The organism is Rhizobium sp. WSM1274, from assembly GCF_025200775.1.
Lineage (GTDB): Bacteria > Pseudomonadota > Alphaproteobacteria > Rhizobiales > Rhizobiaceae > Rhizobium > Rhizobium leguminosarum_I.
Genome location: NZ_CP104138.1, coordinates 1,875,670 through 1,892,522, shown reverse-complemented (window position 1 = coordinate 1,892,522; position 16,853 = coordinate 1,875,670). Strand labels below are relative to the sequence as shown.

16 protein-coding genes are annotated in these 16,853 nt (G+C 60.6%); all 16 read right to left on the bottom strand.

Annotation, left to right across the window (positions count from 1 at the left end):
• Window positions 1-3 precede the first annotated feature (3 nt).
• A complete protein-coding gene (gene lpxA / locus N2600_RS09630; RefSeq protein ID WP_260298657.1) occupies window positions 4-822 on the bottom strand; it encodes an acyl-ACP--UDP-N-acetylglucosamine O-acyltransferase in 819 nt (272 codons plus the stop codon).
• Window positions 819-1,286 (bottom strand): 3-hydroxyacyl-ACP dehydratase FabZ, encoded by a 468-nt coding sequence (fabZ, locus tag N2600_RS09625; RefSeq protein ID WP_017964149.1) that lies wholly within the window; start codon window positions 1,284-1,286, stop codon window positions 819-821. Before fabZ ends, lpxA begins: the two co-directional genes overlap by 4 nt.
• The gene (gene lpxD / locus N2600_RS09620; protein ID WP_017964148.1) at window positions 1,279-2,343 is read right to left on the bottom strand and encodes a UDP-3-O-(3-hydroxymyristoyl)glucosamine N-acyltransferase; all 1,065 of its coding nucleotides are present in this window, start codon (window positions 2,341-2,343) and stop codon (window positions 1,279-1,281) included. Before lpxD ends, fabZ begins: the two co-directional genes overlap by 8 nt.
• A gap of 50 nt (window positions 2,344-2,393) precedes the next feature.
• Window positions 2,394-4,727 carry an outer membrane protein assembly factor BamA gene (gene bamA / locus N2600_RS09615; RefSeq protein WP_017964147.1) on the bottom strand — a complete coding sequence of 778 codons (2,334 nt, stop codon included), beginning with the start codon at window positions 4,725-4,727 and terminating at the stop codon, window positions 2,394-2,396.
• 197 nt (window positions 4,728-4,924) lie between these two features.
• Window positions 4,925-6,058: an RIP metalloprotease RseP gene (gene rseP, locus N2600_RS09610; RefSeq protein ID WP_017964146.1), complete on the bottom strand. Its 1,134-nt coding sequence runs from the start codon at window positions 6,056-6,058 to the stop codon at window positions 4,925-4,927.
• A gap of 24 nt (window positions 6,059-6,082) precedes the next feature.
• Window positions 6,083-6,913, bottom strand: a complete 831-nt coding sequence (locus N2600_RS09605) for a phosphatidate cytidylyltransferase (RefSeq protein WP_017964145.1) — start codon at window positions 6,911-6,913, stop codon at window positions 6,083-6,085.
• A complete protein-coding gene (locus N2600_RS09600) occupies window positions 6,913-7,656 on the bottom strand; it encodes an isoprenyl transferase (RefSeq protein WP_017964144.1) in 744 nt (247 codons plus the stop codon). The genes N2600_RS09605 and N2600_RS09600 overlap by 1 nt, the downstream gene beginning before the upstream one ends.
• Window positions 7,657-7,693: 37 nt before the next feature.
• Window positions 7,694-8,254, bottom strand: coding sequence for a ribosome recycling factor (gene frr / locus N2600_RS09595; protein WP_017964143.1), 561 nt, complete (start codon window positions 8,252-8,254; stop codon window positions 7,694-7,696).
• Between the two features lie 164 nt (window positions 8,255-8,418).
• Complete coding sequence (gene pyrH / locus N2600_RS09590) at window positions 8,419-9,141, bottom strand: UMP kinase (protein ID WP_003539289.1); 723 nt, start codon at window positions 9,139-9,141, stop codon at window positions 8,419-8,421.
• A gap of 96 nt (window positions 9,142-9,237) precedes the next feature.
• Window positions 9,238-10,164, bottom strand: a complete 927-nt coding sequence (gene tsf, locus N2600_RS09585; protein ID WP_017964142.1) for a translation elongation factor Ts — start codon at window positions 10,162-10,164, stop codon at window positions 9,238-9,240.
• A gap of 257 nt (window positions 10,165-10,421) precedes the next feature.
• Window positions 10,422-11,189 (bottom strand): 30S ribosomal protein S2, encoded by a 768-nt coding sequence (gene rpsB / locus N2600_RS09580; protein WP_017964141.1) that lies wholly within the window; start codon window positions 11,187-11,189, stop codon window positions 10,422-10,424.
• A gap of 181 nt (window positions 11,190-11,370) precedes the next feature.
• The gene (locus N2600_RS09575; RefSeq protein ID WP_260110772.1) at window positions 11,371-12,477 is read right to left on the bottom strand and encodes a substrate-binding domain-containing protein; all 1,107 of its coding nucleotides are present in this window, start codon (window positions 12,475-12,477) and stop codon (window positions 11,371-11,373) included.
• Window positions 12,477-13,094 carry a 5-bromo-4-chloroindolyl phosphate hydrolysis family protein gene (locus N2600_RS09570; RefSeq protein ID WP_260110771.1) on the bottom strand — a complete coding sequence of 206 codons (618 nt, stop codon included), beginning with the start codon at window positions 13,092-13,094 and terminating at the stop codon, window positions 12,477-12,479. Before N2600_RS09570 ends, N2600_RS09575 begins: the two co-directional genes overlap by 1 nt.
• Window positions 13,095-13,101: 7 nt before the next feature.
• The gene (locus N2600_RS09565; protein ID WP_032985285.1) at window positions 13,102-14,670 is read right to left on the bottom strand and encodes a substrate-binding domain-containing protein; all 1,569 of its coding nucleotides are present in this window, start codon (window positions 14,668-14,670) and stop codon (window positions 13,102-13,104) included.
• A 14-nt stretch (window positions 14,671-14,684) separates the two neighbouring features.
• Entirely contained in the window at window positions 14,685-15,761 is a 1,077-nt protein-coding gene (locus tag N2600_RS09560) for a toxic anion resistance protein (protein WP_260110770.1), read from the bottom strand.
• A gap of 191 nt (window positions 15,762-15,952) precedes the next feature.
• Complete coding sequence (locus N2600_RS09555; protein ID WP_017964136.1) at window positions 15,953-16,789, bottom strand: cell envelope integrity EipB family protein; 837 nt, start codon at window positions 16,787-16,789, stop codon at window positions 15,953-15,955.
• Window positions 16,790-16,853: the final 64 nt, after the last annotated feature.

Here is a 16,853-nt window from a genome sequence, read left to right as displayed (position 1 = left end):
GGACTAACCCTTCTGCCCCCGGGTCGGCGAGGACAAGGCACGGTCGCTGTCGGCGGCAATGAAGTCGAGGATGTGGACCACCGGCTCGCAATCGGCATATTCTTCGCGGATGGCGGCGGCGTTTTCACGGACGGAGCCCGTTCCTTCGAAGATCGACTTATAGGCGCGACGTACCCTGTGAATGACGGCGCGGTCGACGCCGGCGCGCGTCATGCCGACGACGTTGAGGCCGCTCAGCAGCCCGGGATTGCCGTTCAGCATGCCGTAGGGAATGACGTCGTAACTCACTGCCGAGAGCCCGCCGACGAAGGCCTGACGGCCGACGCGGGTGAACTGGTGAACGGCCGAACCGCCGCCCAGGATGACGCGATCCTCGATGACGACATGGCCGGCGAGCATGACGTTATTCGACATGATCACATGATTGCCGACCCGGCAGTCGTGCGCGACATGCGAATTGGCAAGGAAGAGGTTATTCTCGCCGACGATAGTCTGGCCACCAAAATCGGCCGTGCCTGTATTCATCGTCACGCCTTCGCGGATCGTGCAGTTGGCGCCCACCGTCAGCGTCGTCTCCTCGCCGCCGTGATGCACGCTCTGCGGATCGCCGCCGACGACCGCCATCGGGAAGATGCGCGTGCCCTTGCCGATCACCGTGCGGCCGGTCACGACCGCATGCGACAAAAGCTCGACATTCGCATGCAGGATGACGTGCGAGCCGACATGGCAGAAGGGACCGATCTTGACGCCCTCATCGATGGTCGCGCCGTCTTCAACGACGGCCATCGGATGAATGCGGGCGCTTTCGGCGATAGTGCTCATGCCTGATCCTTACGAACGATCATCGCGCCGATATCGGCCTCGGCAACAAGCGCGCCGTCGACCTTGGCATCGCAATGGAATTTCCAGATATTGCCACGCTGCTTCTGCTTCCTGACATGGAATTCAACACGATCGCCGGGTACGACGGGCTTGCGGAAGCGCGCATTCTCGATGGTCATGAAATAGACGAGGTTGCCCGGCTGGCCATCCTTCTTGGCACAGATCGCACCCGCGGTCTGAGCCATGCCCTCGATCAAGAGCACGCCGGGCATGATCGGAGATTCCGGAAAATGGCCGGTGAAATGCGGTTCATTCACTGTGACGTTCTTGATGCCGATCGCCGTGTTATCGCCGTCGATCTCGATGATCTTGTCGACCATGAGAAACGGGTAACGATGCGGCAGCAGCTTCATGATCTCGATGATGTCAGCCGAAGAAAGCGTTGTCGTGGCTTCCTCAGTCATTTTTCTCGCCTCCAGGTTTCTTTCCGCGCACCCTGGTCTTGGACATCAGTTGTGCAACATCTCTCAGATAGTCATTCAGCGGACGCGCAGGTGTACCACCATATTGTCCGCCGGCGGCAAGATCGGTCATGATACCGCTTTGGGCGGCGATCTGCACGCCGTCGCCGATCGTCACATGCCCCTTGATGCCGACCTGGCCGCCGATCTGCACGCCATTGCCGATCTTCGCGCTGCCGGCAATGCCGACCTGCGCGACGATGGCGCAATGGCGGCCGATCTGAACGTTGTGGCCAATCTGTACCTGGTTGTCGATCTTGGTGCCTTCACCGATCACCGTATCGTCCATGGCGCCACGGTCGATCGTGGTGTTGGCGCCGATCTCGACATTATCCTGGATGATCACCCGGCCGATCTGGACGATCTTAATCATGCCGCGCGGACCCGGCGCATAACCGAAACCATCCTGGCCGATGCGGACGCCGTTGTGGATAATGACGCCGTTGCCGAGCAGAGCGCAGAGAATGCTCGCGCCGGCCGCAATCGAACAATCCCGGCCAATCTTGACATTCGGGCCGATCACACTGTGCGCGCCGATACGCGTCCCTTCGCCGATCTCGGCATGCGCCCCGATGACGGCCATCGGCTCGACGATCACGCCCTTTTCAAGCTTGGCGCTCGGATCGATTACCGCGCTTGGCGCGATCTCGCTTTCACCGGAAAAGGCGACCGGGCGCAATGCCGTGGGATAGAACAGGCCGCCTGCCATCGCGAAGGCCGCATGCGGATTGGACGACAGCATGACAGGGAGATGTTGGGGGACGAGATCGGCGAGCGCCTTGTCGCAGATCACCGCCGAGGCTTCGCATGTCGCCAGTTCATCGCGGCTGCGGCGCGACAGGATATAACAGATATCGCCTGCCCGTGCCCGGCTGATGGGGGCAACGGACCTGACGATAACATCGGCATGGTCGGAATTGACAAGCTCCGCCCCAAGAAACTCTGCCAGCTCAGCGAGCCTCAGACCTTCATGGGGCAGAAAAAAAACGTTTTGCTCCATCGGCAATGCTCCAGAACGGAATTGAGTCTTACAGTTCCGGACTGCCGATATCAGAATTGGTTGTTGATGCCAAACTTGAAGTTCTGCGTCTTGTCGAAGTCTTCCTTGAGGACCGGGATCGCGTAATCCAGACGCAATGCACCGAAGGGAGACTGCCAGACGACACCGACACCGACGGAAGCACGCAGCGAAGCGCTGGTGCCCTCGGCCTGGTCGGCCCCGAGAAGCTCGACATCATTGCCAAACAGCGTGCCGGCATCGGCAAAGACTGCGCCGCGCAGATTGAAGTCACGCGGGAAGCCCGGCATTGGGAAGGTCGCTTCAGCAGACGCCGTGAAATAGGTCGTGCCACCGAGCGGGTCATCGTGGTCCCCGGTGATGCGCGGGCCGATACCCTTGTTCTCGAAGCCGCGAATATCGCCGTTGGTCAGCGTGAACTGGTCGAAGACGTTCAGATGGTCGCCGAAGGGGACGACATAACCAGCCGAACCCGAGACCGAGCCGATGATATCGGCATCGTCGGCAAGCAGATGGTAGTAGCGGGCCTTGCCGTAGATCTTGTAGAACTGCGAGTCGCCGCCGAGGCCGGCAATTTCCTGCGTCGCCGTCGCATAGATGCCTTCACGCGGCAGGACGGTGTCGTCAAGCGTGTTGTAGGTCAGCGTCTGCGAGACGGAAGAGCGTGTCCACGGGCTCTCATCGACCAGATTGGCGTAGGTCGCCGACAGGTCCGAGGTATCGCCATCGTACTTCATCTGCTTGTAGTTATAGCGGAAGGTCGTCGCCAGATCTTCGGTAATCGGCGCAGTGACGCGCAGGACAACGCTGGTTTCCTCGTAATCGTAATTGCTGTTGCTCGACGTTTCGCTGCGATTGACGTCGAAGCCTGCCGCCAGTCGGTAGCCGAGGAAATAGGGTTCGGTGAAGCTGACGCCGTAAGCGCGCGAGCCTTCCTGGCCGCCACCGGCCGAGATGCGGATGTACTGGCCGCGGCCGAGGAAGTTCTTTTCCTCGATCGATGCTTCGAGCAGCAAGCCGTCGCCGCCGGCGGCATAACCCGCGCCGACACCGAACGAACCGGTCGACTGATCCTGCACGTCGACGACCACCACGACACGGTCCGGGGAACTGCCCGGTTGGGTGGAGATGTTGACCGAGGAGAAATAACCGAGCGCTTCGAGACGACGCTTGGCCTTGGTGATCATCTGCTGGTTGAAGGCGTCGCCTTCGCTCATGTCGAATTCGCGGCGGATGACGTAGTCGCGCGTACGGCTGTTGCCGCGAATCTCGATGCGCTCGACATAGGCGCGCTCGCCCTGGTCGACCAGATATTCAACACCGATCGTGTTGTTGTTAAGGTCGCGGTTACCGCGCGGCGTGACACGTGCAAAGGGATAACCGGCAGACGCCACCTGATCGGAGATCGCCTCGATCGACTTCTGCACTTCCTTGGCGCTGTAGACCTGGCCTTCGCGAGTGCGCACGAGCGGCTGCAGCTGGTCGGAGCCGACGCCTTCGACGGTCGACTGAACGGTCACTGGTCCGAAGTCGTAACGCTGGCCTTCCTCGATGTTGAAGGTGAGCGTGTATTTGTTGGTCGCATCGTCGAACGTTGCATCGGAAGAGACGATGCGCATGTCGGCGTAGCCGCGATTGTAATAGAACTGGCGCAGCGCTTCTTCGTCGGCGTGGAGCTTGTCTTCGTTGTAGACGTCCTTGCGGGTCAGGAACGACAGGAAGTTCGAACGCTTGGTGGCGATGACGGCAGCCAGGCGGCCGGCGCTGTAGGCATTGTTGCCGACGAAGTTGATCGAATCGATCTTGGTGCGGTCCCCCTCGTTGATGACGAAGGCAAGGTTGACGCGGCCTTCGCCGAGCGGCACCACCTGCGTCGTAACTTCGACCTCGCTGCGGCCGGTGGCGGCGTAGGCGTCCTTGATCGACTGGATGTCAGCTTGAATCTGGGCGTCGCTATAAGGGCCGGCTGCATGGGTCTGGACGACAGTCGCGAGCTTGTCGTCCTTGATCTTGCGGTTGCCGTTGAAGACAACCTGATTGACGAGCTGGGCTTCCTGGACGTTGACGACGAGCGTGCTTCCGGAGACCGAGATCTTGACGTCGGAGAAGTAGCCCGTCCCGTAGAGCTGCTTGACCGAGGCATCGATATCGCTGTTGGAAAAACTCTTGCCGGGAGCGATGGTAAGGTTCGACCGGACGGCTTCCGCGCCGACACGGCTTGCGCCGCGCACATCGATGCGCTGGATAACCGCGGCCTCAGCGGCCGTAGCGGAAACGAACGTCAAAGCACCTGCGCCCGAAGCAACAACACTAGCAGACAGCGCAACCGCCGATACTGCGTTCAAAAACTTTGAACCAGCCTTCATTTCACCTATTACCTTTGTTTCCCTCGTCCCCGGTTCCGGGAGAACCCGATTCCGGTCACGTGTGTCGTTTTACCCGCTTTTGACATACAAGCAAGGCAGGTCGTTAATTTCTGTTTACTTCATTTGCAAGCGTGACCCATTCGCCACTACAGCCTTGAAACATCGTAAATAAATAGTAATTGGCCCCGCTTGCGCGTTTACCCTCTCAACGAGCCAATGTCGTTCCAGGTCGTGAAAACCATCAATGTCAGGATCATCGCCAAGCCGATGCGAAATGCAATTTCCTGGGCCGAAGAGCCGAGCGGCTTTCCCCTCACCGCTTCCACCGCATAGAACATCAAGTGGCCGCCATCAAGTACCGGAACCGGCATCAGGTTAAGCAATCCTATCGAAACAGAAAGCACCGCCGCAAGCTGCAACACTGCGCCTATCCCAAGCGACGCCATCTGGCCCGAGGCTTGCGCGACGCGGATCGGCCCGCCCAATTGGTCGGCGCGCATCGTTCCGCTGAAGATGTTACCGATATATTTGAAGGTGCCGGTGACGATATCCCGGGTCTGGAGCACAGACTCACGCAGCGCCTGGAGCGGCGTATAGGTCTGCAGGCGGAAATTGCCGGCCTGCTGGTTGGTGACGATGCCGATCTGGCCGACCTCAGCCTTGTTACCGAACTGGTCAGTCGTGTCGGTGCGTTGCGGCACCATCGGCACGTCGAGCTTCTGGCCGGCGCGCTCGATCGTCACGACGATCTGCTGGCTCGGCCGGATGCTGACATAGCGGCGCACGTCGTCGAAGGTCTCGACCTTACCGCCATCGATGGCGACCAATAGATCGCCTGGAAGGATGCCGGCGGCGGCGGCAGCGCCATCAGGCTTGACTTCGGCAACGACAGGATCGGCGATCATGCGGCCATAGACTGAGAAAAGAATGGTGAAGATGGCGATCGCCAGCAGAAAATTGGCAATCGGGCCAGCCGCGACGGTTACAGCTCGTTTCCATAGCTTGGCGCCGGCAAAGGAGCGCGCCCTGTCCTCTTCGGACATGGCGGCGATCTTGTCGGTGTCGGGCTTGCTCGAGGCATCCTCGTCGCCGAAGAACCGGACGTAGCCGCCAAGTGGGATCACAGAGATCTTCCAGCGCGTTCCATGGCGGTCGGTGAAGCCGAATATCTCCGGACCGAAACCGACGGAAAAGGCAAGGATGCGAATGCCGCTCCAACGCCCGACAAGGTAATGGCCCATCTCATGCACGAAGACGAGCAGTGACAGCACGAGGATGAAGGTGACGATATTCCCCATCAAAAATGCGTATATTCCGCTCAGGGTTTCCATGGGTGCCTTCCGTCAGACGCGTTGTCAGAGTCCGAACAATGCCGCGCCGAGCGACGTCATTCCGGTCCCCTTTATCAGGGAAAAAAGCCCTGCAAGCAAGAACGCCGAAAAACAGGCAAAAATCAGTCCGTCGACACGGTCCATGACGCCGCCATGGCCCGGAATGAGACGGCTGGAATCCTTGACGCCGAATTTCCGCTTGATGAACGATTCGAAAAGATCGCCGGACTGGCTGCAAACCGATAGAACGAGCGCCACAAAGGCGGCGATGATTTCAGCGCCCGGAAGGAGAAAATGGACGAGAACGACGCCGGCGGCGACTGCCGAGACGGCGCCGCCGATTGCGCCAGACCAAGTCTTTCCAGGCGAGATCGAAGGGGCAAGCTTCGGTCCGCCGAGCGCCCTGCCGACGAAATAGGCAAGGATATCGGTTGCCCAGACGACGGCAAAGACGAAGAGCATGGCGTAAAGGCCGGGCCGGTCATCGCTTCTGATCGCGGCAAGAGCCAGGCCGGTAGCGCCGGAATAAAACAGGCCAGTCGGAAACCAGCGGCTCGTGCCCTGCAAGATGATCAGGGCGATGCCGACGGCGGTGACGCCGGCCAGCATGCCGGCGGCGAATTCGAAATTGCCGACAAGCACGAGGAAGGCTATCGCCGCCTCGCCGATCCAGCCGACGGCATTGGCAACCCAATCACGGGCGATACCCGTGATCTTCGACCATTCATAATAGATCAGCAGGCCAATGACGACCGCCAGGATGCGGAAGGCAAGGCCGCCATACCAGGTGGCGGCGAGAACGATGGCCGCAAGAATCAGCCCTGAAACAATGCGGAGCTTCAATTCCCTCTGCATCAGGTGCCGACCGCGGCTGCCGGCGACGAGAGGCCGCCGAAGCGCCGGTCGCGAGAGGCGAATGTCTCGAGCGCCGAACGGAAGATCTCGGCGGTGAAATCCGGCCAGTATTCCGGAAGGAAGATGAATTCCGAATAGGCCGCCTGCCAGAGGAGGAAGTTGGAAAGCCGCTCCTCGCCGCTGGTGCGGATGATGAGATCCGGATCGGGGATACCTGCCGTGTCAAGACGGGCGTTGATCAGCGCCGGGGTGATGTCCTGCGCCCTCAAGCGGCCAGCCTCGACATCCCTGGCAAGGCTCACTGCGGCGCGGGCGATCTCGTCGCGAGAACCATAATTGAAGGCGATGACCAGCGTCAGCGCCGTGTTGTCCTTGGTCGTTTCCTCGGCTTCGAGCAGCAGGCCGAGAATATCGCTGCGCAGGCTGTGGCGGTCGCCGATCACCTTGATCCGCACGTTCTGGCGATGGAGCTCGGCGAGGTCGCGGCGGATGAAAGCCTTGAGGAGACCGAGCAGATCGGAGACCTCGGCTTCGGGCCGACGCCAGTTCTCCGAGGAGAAGGCAAAGAGGGTCAGATATTTTATCCCGACGGCGCCAGCGGCGCGTACTGTCTCGCGTACCGCCTCCACACCCTTGCGATGGCCCATCGTGCGCGGCAGACCACGCTGCTTGGCCCAACGGCCATTGCCGTCCATGATGATGGCAACATGCTCTGGCACAGTTACAAATACAGATTCCGACATTTCCCGTCCGGTCTTTCCAGGCAAAGGCACAGATCCACTAGACCTGCATGATTTCCTTTTCCTTCTCGCCAAGCAAGCGGTCGACTTCGGAAATCGTCTCGTCCGTCATCTTCTGTACACGTTCCGACTGCGCCCGGCTCTCGTCCTGGCCGATGACGCCGTCCTTTTCGGCCTTCTTCAGGCCGTCCATGCCATCGCGGCGGACATGGCGAATCGCCACCTTGCTCTTTTCGGCATAGTCGTGCGCCACCTTGACGAGCGACTTGCGGCGCTCCTCGTTCAGTTCCGGCAGCGGAATGCGCAGGTTCTGGCCGTCGATGATCGGGTTGAGGCCGAGATTGGATTCGCGGATGCCGCGCTCGACGGCGCTGACCATCGACTTGTCCCAGACGGAGACCGACAGCATGCGCGGCTCAGGCACGGTGATGTTGGCGACTTGGTTCAGCGGCATGCGCGAACCATAGGCCTCGACCGTGACCGGGTCGAGGATGTTGGCCGAAGCACGGCCGGTGCGCAGCGATGCGATGTCGCCCTTGAATGCGGAAATCGCGCCATCCATGCGGCGCTTCAGTTCCTTGATATCTATACCTTCACTCATGTCGATGCTCCCGTCCAGAGCATGATGCCGAAAAGTGTCAGCGGTTTTCGGGCGACATCATGCTCTAACTATCTAATGTAGAACATGATTCAGATTTAGGCCCGTCGGGCCTAAAATCATCATGTTCTAGCGAGGGCTGCGCCGAAACCGCGGCGCAGCTTATATCAGTTGTCGGAGACGATGGTCTTGAGGCCACCGCCCGTCAAGATTTCAGCAAAACCGCCTTTTTCGTGGATCGAAAAGACGATGATCGGAATGGAATTTTCTCTGGCGAGCGCCACGGCGGCAACGTCCATCACCGCCAGCCCTCTGTCCAGCACTTCCTGGTGCGTCAGCCGGTCGAGGCGGGTCGCATCGGGATATTTTTTGGGGTCGGCGGTGTAGATGCCGTCGACCTGCGTGCCCTTGAAGATCGCTTCCGCACCCATTTCGGCGGCGCGCAGTGCCGCAGCGGAATCGGTGGTGAAGAAGGGATTGCCGGTGCCGCCGGCAAAGATCACCACGCGTCCCATCGACAGATGGTAGAGGGTCGCGCGCTGCGAGAAACTTTCACAAATCTCCGGCATGGAGATGGCCGAGAGCACCACCGTATCGATGTTCAGCTTGCGCAACGACGTCGCCAGCGCCAGCGCGTTGATGATGGTGCCGAGCATGCCCATATGGTCGCCGGTGACCCGGTCGCCGCCCTTGGACGCTACCGCGACTCCGCGGAAGATATTGCCGCCACCGACGACAACGCCGACTTCCACGCCCATATGCCTTGCCTCGGCGATGTCGGATGCAATGCGGTCCGCCACCGTCACATCGATCCCGAAACCCTGGCCACCCATCAGCGCTTCGCCGGAAGCCTTGAGTAGAACACGTTTATAGACAGGCTCTAAAGACATCTTGGCTCCTCGTAAATTGCCGTGAATGCCCGATACACGAAGGGCACCGCGTTGTCACGCGATGCCCTTCGTGTTTTCCCAATTATGGCTGGAAGATCAACCCTTGACGGCAGCAGCGACTTCGGCTGCGAAGTCGGTTTCTTCCTTCTCGACGCCTTCGCCGAGGAGCAGACGGGCCATGCCGGCAACCTCGATCGGCGCGCCGACGGCCTTTTCAGCTTCCTTGATGGCAGCGGCGACGGTCAGATCCGGATTGATAACGAAAGCCTGCGAGAGAAGGGCGACTTCCTCGAAGAACTTGCGCATGCGGCCTTCGACCATCTTTTCGATGATGTTGTCAGGCTTGCCGGAAGCACGCGACTGCTCGATGAAGACATTGCGCTCGCGCTCGGCGACGGCGGCATCGACTTCTTCCGGGCGGATCGCCAGCGGCGCGGTCGCGGCGATGTGCATGGCGACCTGACGGCCGATGGCGTTCAGGGCTTCCTTGTCGCCGGTCGACTTCAGCGCGACCAGAACGCCGAGCTTGCCGAGGCCGTCGGAAACAGCATTGTGGATATAGGTGGCGACGACGCCGTCCTCGACGGAGAGAGCGGTTGAACGACGCAGGTTCATGTTCTCGCCGATCGTTGCGATCGCGTCCTTGATCGTGTCGGAAACCGACTTGCCGGATGCCGGGTAGGCCGCAGCGGCAACAGCCTCGACAGTGCCGTCGGTCGAGACAGCGACCTTGGCGATGCCGCGGACGAGTTCCTGGAAGGCATCGTTACGGGCAACGAAGTCGGTTTCGGAATTGACTTCGACGACGACGGCCTTGGTGCCCTGGCTCGCAACGCCGATGAGGCCTTCGGCAGCGGTGCGGCCGGACTTCTTGTCGGCCTTGGCGATGCCCTTGGCGCGCAGCCAGTCGATCGCCGCTTCCATGTCGCCACCGGTTTCAGCAAGAGCCTTCTTGCAGTCCATCATGCCTGCGCCGGTCTTTTCGCGCAGTTCCTTCACCATTGCAGCCGTAATCTCGCTCATTAGCTTCCTCTTGTCGGTTCATACGGTGGACCGCAAAGCGCGGCTCGGCACCGGATTGAGGCACGAAATGTACCTGTGTGTATGACAGCGTGATGAAGACGCGTCATAACGAAACTTATCGGGCGGAGAGCCTGATGCCCTCCCCTCGAAACAGGCAAGGCCGCCGAACTTCGATGAGTCGCGAGCGGCCTTTCCCAGTCTCTGCAAGCCCAGTCTCTGCAAGCATCGGCGGACCTTTTCGATCCCGCCTGCTTTCATCAGCCTTCGGCTGATTCCTCGAGAGCCGGCTCGACCGGAACTTCGAAGGATGCGCCGAGATCGCGGCCGGAAGAGCCCTGCTGACGCGCGATGCCGTCGATGGCGGCGCGGGAGATCAGCTCGCAGTAAAGGGCGATCGCGCGCGATGCGTCGTCGTTACCCGGGATCGGATAGTCGATCAGGTCCGGATCGCAGTTCGAATCGATGATGGCGACAACCGGAATGCCGAGGCGCTTGGCTTCGTCGATCGCGATCTTTTCCTTGTTGGTGTCGATGATGAACATCAGGTCGGGCGTGCCGCCCATATCGCGGATACCGCCGAGAGCCTTGTCGAGCTTTTCACGCTCGCGCTCGAGGTTCAGGCGTTCCTTCTTTGTGAAGCCCTGGGCTTCGCCGTTCAGGATCTCGTCGAGCTTGCGCAGGCGCTGGATCGAGTTGGAGATCGTCTTCCAGTTCGTCATCATGCCGCCGAGCCAGCGCGAGTTGACGTAGTACTGGGCCGAGCGCTTGGCGCTGTCGGCGATGATCTCAGACGCCTGGCGCTTGGTGCCGACGAAGAGAACACGGCCGCCGCGGGCAACGGTGTCGCTGACGACCTGAAGGGCGCGCGACAGCATCGGAACGGTCTGAGCCAGGTCGATGATGTGGATGTTATTGCGATCGCCGAAGATGTACGGCTTCATCTTCGGGTTCCAGCGATGCGTCTGGTGGCCGAAGTGGACGCCTGCCTCAAGAAGCTGGCGCATAGAAAAATCAGGCAATGCCATGCCTTGTTACTCCTTTTCCGGTTGAACCTCCGCAAGGCGAACAGCATCCTCTTCGAGAATGCCACCGGGCGGAACAGCCCGGATTTCTCCCGGACGATCCCATGCCTTACGTGTGGAATGCCGGTGCCCATACATTCGATTTGGCGCAAAAGCAAGGCTTATGCGGAAAAAACCTGGCCGCTTAGCTTAGCAGTGTCGGCAGCAGCGACAGCATGACGCCCGCATCCGGCATCGGCAGGATGGCATCGACCTCGGCCGGCAGCAGAGAGCCGATCGCGCTGTCGGCATTACCGGTGGCAGTTCCCAGCGGACCACGGAAGCCGTGTCTCGTCCAGGCAAGTTCCTGGAGCTTCGCGCTCACCAGCGCTTCGATCAGCCGGTTGGCGCTCTCGTCGACGACGATCAGCGGATGTGCCGAATAAACGGTCGGGCGCGGATAGAGCACCACGGGCTTTGCGCCGGCGCTCGCCTTGATGCGTTGCCATCGCGCGGGATCGGCGAGGATCCATTCGACCAGCTGGTTCTCATAGCCGACGATCATCGGCTCGCCGCCGAGGCCGCCTGCCAGATACTGGTCGAAAAGCTTGCCTGAGGATGGTGACTTGAAGCCCATGTTGCGGAAGATCGCCTGCACTTTGCCGCCAAAGGTGCCAAGGTCACCTGATGTCGCGACATTGCCGCTGAAAAGGCTGAGCGCGAGGCCGGCGAACATGAAGCCGGAATTCGAGCGGTTCGGATCGGTCGAGACGATGCGGGCGCGGCCGTAGAGCGAATTGACGCCGAGCTTCGACCAGTCGGATCCGGCAAGAATCGCATCAAGCAACGCCTTGAGGTCGAGCTGATGATGACCTTCGTTCGTCACCGTCACCAATCCCGCTTTCATCAGTCCGTCGACGACGGGCTGCCAGGAATAGACGACGATCGGTGTGTTCAGCACGACGCGGTCGTCGCGGATATTGATGCCGTTTTGCCTGGCGATATCGACCATGATCGAGGAGGACGGCCAGAGGAATTGCGGACGCTGCGACAGCAGCGCCTGTTCGCGGACCATCTCCACGGAGCCCGCGACGCGGCTGTCCACCGTCAACCCGTATCCGCCGAGCGCCCTGATGACGTCAGGATCGGCCAGGAAGGCCTCCTTCTCGCCGCCGATGAAACCGAACAACGTCGTGCGGCTGCCGAGCAGGCCCTGCAATTCCGGCCGATCCCGGACGGCGAAATAACCGCCGGTGCCCGCGACGCCGGCTCCCAGCAGTCCCACTCCAAAGGCGCGACGAGAAAGGGCCATCAGCGTCCGATATCCTCTTTGAGCGATGCCTGGATGAGGCGCAGATCGGTATCGAGCGTGCCGAGTTCCTCATCAACCAGACTGTCGGCATAATGGACGAAGGCCTCTTCGAGCTTCACCAGCACGCCGCGCACTTCCTCCAGTTGCTTGAGGTCGGGAACGCGCTTGGCCTCGATGACGGCAAACCCTTCCGCCAGCTCGGCAGAACGCGGCAGATAATAGGAGAGGAACCGCCGCACGGCATTGGCACTTTCGGGCTTCGCTTCGACCTTGCGAAAGACATCGGCGGCGATTTCAGCGAGATGCCGGACTGCGGCCGCCATCTGTTTGTCGCCGATCACATCCGCGGCAGTCTCCAGGCGTTCGGCAAAGGGAACGGCGGCCTCCAGCAGGTCACGGGCAAAGGCGATGCGTCCGCTGCCGATGCGCTTGATATCGAGGCCTTCGAACAGCCGGCGCGGTGCAAGCAGAATGACGAGGCCGGCAAAGACCAGGAGGGCGATGATGGCGGCGATCCAGAAGGGCATGCCGGCGGCAAAGCTCAAGAGCGGCACGGTGATTGCCGCCGCCAGTCCCGCTACGATCCAGTTGCCGTCATTGCCGAGCCAGTTGCGCATGCCTGTCCTAATTATAGCCCCGCGCCGTACGAAAGGCGGTGGCGAGATCCGAGCCGCCGTCGAACACGCGCGCTGAGCTCAGCTTGGCGAGGCTGTCGAGCTGCGTCTTGTCGGCATCGCCGAATGTGATGCCGAAGATCGGCACATGTGGCTCCATCGCGTTCCATGAACGCATGAAAGCCTGGCTTTGATCATCGGACTTGCCGTCGGTCATGATGACGATGGCAGGCAGATAAGTCGAGAGCCTGTCGGTTCGGGCAATCTGCTGCAGAGCTCGTTCGGCGCAGGCATACATGTTCGTGCCGCCATCGGCCTTCTGGCGGGAAATCTCGTTCAGCAGCCCTTCCTGCTCCAGCGGGTTTCCACTTGCCACGAACGTGCTGCGCACGTTGCCGTCGAAGGGAATGACGATAATCTGATCGGCGGGCGACCATTGTACCAGCACCTTGCTCGCTTCGTCGGGCGTCAACAGGAAACGCATCGCCTTCTGCAACTGGTCCTCGCCGTCACCTTGCATCGAGCCGGAAAAATCGAGGCAGAGCGCGGTCAACGACGGTTTGCGCAGCGCCGCCTGATAAAGGTTGAGCGCCTGGCGGATGACGCTCGCCTCCGGCATGCGGATCGCCGTCACCAGCCGGGCGGGATCGAAATTCCAGCTCGGCTCCGGTTTTGCGGCAACGCCGGTCAGCGGAATGCGCCGGCCGGTATCGGCGATGCGCTGCTGCACGGGGGCAGAGCTCAGATAGGCGAGCAGATCGTTGAAGAAGGTCTGGACTTCTGGCCCGCGGCCATGATCGACGAAACCGATCGGCGAATCCGCCATGGCCACACCATCAGCCGGATAGATGGCGTAAAGCGGTTCCTGCGACAGGGCAGCGAGCTTGTCGTTGGTTTCCTTCAGCACCGCTTCGTAATTCCACATCGCGTCATAGACTGTGCCCTTGCCGGCGGATTCGACATAGAGATCGGCGAGCCAGCCCGAAGAACCGGAAGAGCGCACGACACCTGACAGCAGCGACCGGACGCTTTCCTGGACGTGTCTGTCGTCGAGATCGCCGGGTTCGATTACCGGTTTGTTGCCGAGTGCGCTCGACAGCATGGCAAGATAGGCGCTGGCGCCCGAATTGGATTGCGTCGCCGAGGTCATCAGGAACTTCAGTGATCCGCTCTCGACAGCAGCGAGAATGTCTTTCATGAATACATCCTTGCCGATCCAGCCAAGCTGCTGCGCCTTCGATCTGCGCACACCCAAGACCACCGGCGTCTGAGCGATCGAGGTCAAGCTCTTGACGCGGCGCTTGGTGTCGAACATGTCGACCCAGACGCTGGAAGCCGGCCAGACCGCATCCTGCGCGACGCCCTCGTCGCTCTGCAACGCCAGGCCGATATCGAGCGTGCCTTCATATTTGAAGGTGCAGGTGGCGTTCTTCTGCTTGCAGAATTCCTCGACGATCGGCTGCAGAATGGTATTCTCCGATCCCGATACGATCGAGAAATCCGGCCCCTGGCCGAAGGGATTGCAGCCGGCAAGGGGCAGAGCTGCAAGAAGTGCCAAGCCTGAAAGCAGTGCTCGCATCGCCATCTTGCCGATCACGCCTGGGTCATCGCCTTCTTGAGTTCGATCGTCATCTGCTCCATCTGCTGCTCGGCGAGCGCCCGCTTTCGCCGACCCTCCTCCTGAACCTGCAGCACGCCGGATATCGTATCGATCAGATCCCTGTTCGCCTTGGCAAGCGTGTCGATATCGACGATGCCGCGCTGCGACTGCTGCTCGATTGATATCGCCTGATCCTTCATCATCTCGGATGCCTGGCGGATCATGTCGTTGGTGGCGTCGGTCACCGCCTTTTGCAGGTCGAGCGCCGATTTCTGCCGCGTCAGGCCGAGCAGGATCACCATCTTCTGCTTCCAGGCCGGCACCGTCAGCGCCGAAGTCGCCTGCAGGTTCTCGATCAGCGTTTCGTCGCCCGCCTGAACGATGCGGATCTGCGGTAATTGCTGGATACCGAGCTGGCGGGCCTGCTGCAGGTAGAAGACCCGCTTTTCCAGCCGGTCGAGCGCCTGCAGGCTGTCCTGGTAGGTCTGCGCCTCCAGCATGCCGCCGCCGGGGCCTGTCGCTGCCGCCTCGGCTTGCGCCTTCAGCCTCGGCAGCTCGACGCTGCGAAAACGCTCGGCGAAAGTCTTGCCGGCCTGGACATAGGCCTCGAGCCGCATGATCGATTGCCGGGTTTCTTCATGCAGGTCGTCGAGCAGCGCAATGTCGCGCCTCAGCGTATCCTTATGACGGTCGAGCTCCAGGCCGATCCGGTCGATCTGGCCGGCTACGTCCTCGAATTCCGCCTTGAAGCGTTCGAGTCGGGCCTTGGCTGAGAAAAACATGCGACTAAGGAAACCCTTGTCCTTCAATGACGCCGGATCGAGGCTCTTCGATTTGAGGATGATGTCGGTCAGCAGGTGGCCGACATCGCCGAGGTCCTTGTTACGAACTTCGCGCAGGATCCTGTCGGCATAATCGCTGACCGCCTGCTGGGCGCAGTCACCATAGACCGAGATGCCGGCGCGGTCGGTGATGTCGATGCTATCGGAAATGCGGGCAATTTCCGCCGGATCGCCGACGACAACCGGCAGGGCAGCATTTTGAACAGTCGCGAGATCGGTATCGGCCATGGTTCGGGCTTTCAAGCTTGCGATGCGTAACGGTCTACGCGGTCTGACAGATAGACGTCATCGCAATGGCTTGGCCGCTCGGATCGCACCGACCCGAAAAGCAGGACGACAGACGGCGACTCAGTCATCGCTGATCGCCGAACCATAGTGAATTTTATGATACCGTTTTATGACAGGCGAGATCTCGTCGCCTATTTGCAAACCTCGGCCTTGCGGTCGAGCAGCTCCAGCTTGGCGAGCTTGCCGGTCAGGACGAAATCGCCGTAGTCCATCGTCAGGTCGCGGGTGATGCCGTTCTCATAAAGCTTGAACGACATGCGGTAGACCGGCAAAGCATCGGATTTCGCACTCTCGTTGAAATAGGCGATCGTTACCGGCCAGAAGGCCGTCTTGGAGAAAGCGCCGGCGTTACCGGCATCGGTTTCCTCGGCGATCGGCGTCTCCTGCTTGCCGACGATCGTCGTCGTCACCAGCGACTTGTCGCCGTCGTCCGAACCGTCGAAGACGCGCGCCTCGAAGAAGCGCTTGCCGTCCTTGGCGTGCTGGATCACGTCGAGCATATGTTCTGTGGGAAAACGGCTTTCTAAAAGCTGCAGCTCGCGGCTCGCCGGCTGCGTCAGATCGACCTTGACACCATCCGGCTGATCCTGAGCCGCACCGTTGACCTCCTTGTCGAGCTGGTCGTCAGTGAAGGACTTGGTGTCGAAGGTGAACTTGCCGTCCTTCAGGTTCTCGAAGGTCTTCGTCTGCTGGTCGCTGACGCGAACGTTGTCGCCGGTGTCGATCTGCGTCACGAAGCGGAAATTGGTGGTGAAGCCCTGGCAATAGCTGCCATCGAACTCATAGACCATGCGACCATACATGGCGGCGATGCCAGAGCGGTCCGAGGCGTCCTTCAATTCCAGATCGTAGACCGCACGATGTGCGACGAGGCCGGTCGCGATCGCAGCGCTTACCGCGGGCGCAGCCGCCCATGCATTGGCGGAAACGCTGGCAAGAAGCAGAGCGACAAGACTCGATCGGAACATTCACTAACTCCTGTTGGACTCGCTCGCGATGTTATAAGAACGCTTTCGGCCAAATCGAGGCTCG